This is a genomic window from Ferrovum myxofaciens (genome assembly GCF_000735045.1).
GTDB lineage: Bacteria > Pseudomonadota > Gammaproteobacteria > Burkholderiales > Ferrovaceae > Ferrovum > Ferrovum myxofaciens.
In genome coordinates, this window is the sequence record NZ_JPOQ01000242.1 from 1 (window position 1) to 759 (window position 759).

Below are 759 nucleotides of genomic sequence, written 5' to 3' on the forward strand. Positions count from 1 at the left end.
TGATGGAAATCGCGCCCTGGCGCAAGGGAGCAATGATCACGGCGGGACTTTTCGGTCAGTGGATGCGCATCCAATTTATCGGACTTCCCGTACGCCATGCCTCACCTTGTGCGCACAGCGACAACCCGAAGTCGGGGAATTTCGTAATGCCTTTCCCCACTCAGGATCAACGATTGCAGTGCTGATGCGCGCAACCCCCTGTCCGTCATTGTCGAATCGCCCTGTTTTTGTGTTTTCTCCACCTCACCACCAAGGAAAATCCTGGGTGGCTGGGAGAGGCGAATGTCTAAAGTTCAGTTGTCTTGACACAGGGGTCCACTTCAATCTAAAGCAATACTTCGGGCCAAACCAAGACATGAGATAACCGTCATAGAGAGACTCTCATGGGGGGGTATGGCATGATTAAATTCCCCTGCTTCCAGGGATCTGGGTAGGGTCAAGGCATGGCTGTTAGAGAAGAAATGCGGCGAATGGGACTTGTCGTGCAATGTTCTCCTGATGAATGCCGACTTTACCCTATCTTCAAGATGGGTAAAGTCGGCATTCATCAGGACTGACGGTGCGCTTACCCGAGAGCAATGTCTCGTGGGGCCGATAGGGTGTAATCCAAGTTTTTTTTCGTAGTATTTTGCGTGACGTGGATTGACTTCTAAAACTCCCATTGAACAGTTGCACTTGGTACGAAGGTACAAATAGGCGATATAAAATAACTCGGGCAGTATATGTCGGTTGCAGGCGTCTGAGTTGATGGCAAGGCGT

The 759-nt window shown here is 50.5% G+C and carries 1 protein-coding gene and 1 pseudogene; one reads left to right on the plus strand and one right to left on the minus strand.

The genetic code is table 11. The features are described from left to right. Nucleotides 1-185: pseudogene (locus IV91_RS16100) on the plus strand (IS701 family transposase); the annotation flags it as partial. A 135-nt stretch (nt 186-320) separates the two neighbouring features. Here IV91_RS16100 and IV91_RS19265 read toward each other — a convergent pair. Beyond that, nucleotides 321-759, minus strand: a 439-nt coding sequence (locus IV91_RS19265; protein ID WP_233418481.1) for an N-acyl amino acid synthase FeeM domain-containing protein, incomplete at its 5' end; no start/stop codon positions are given.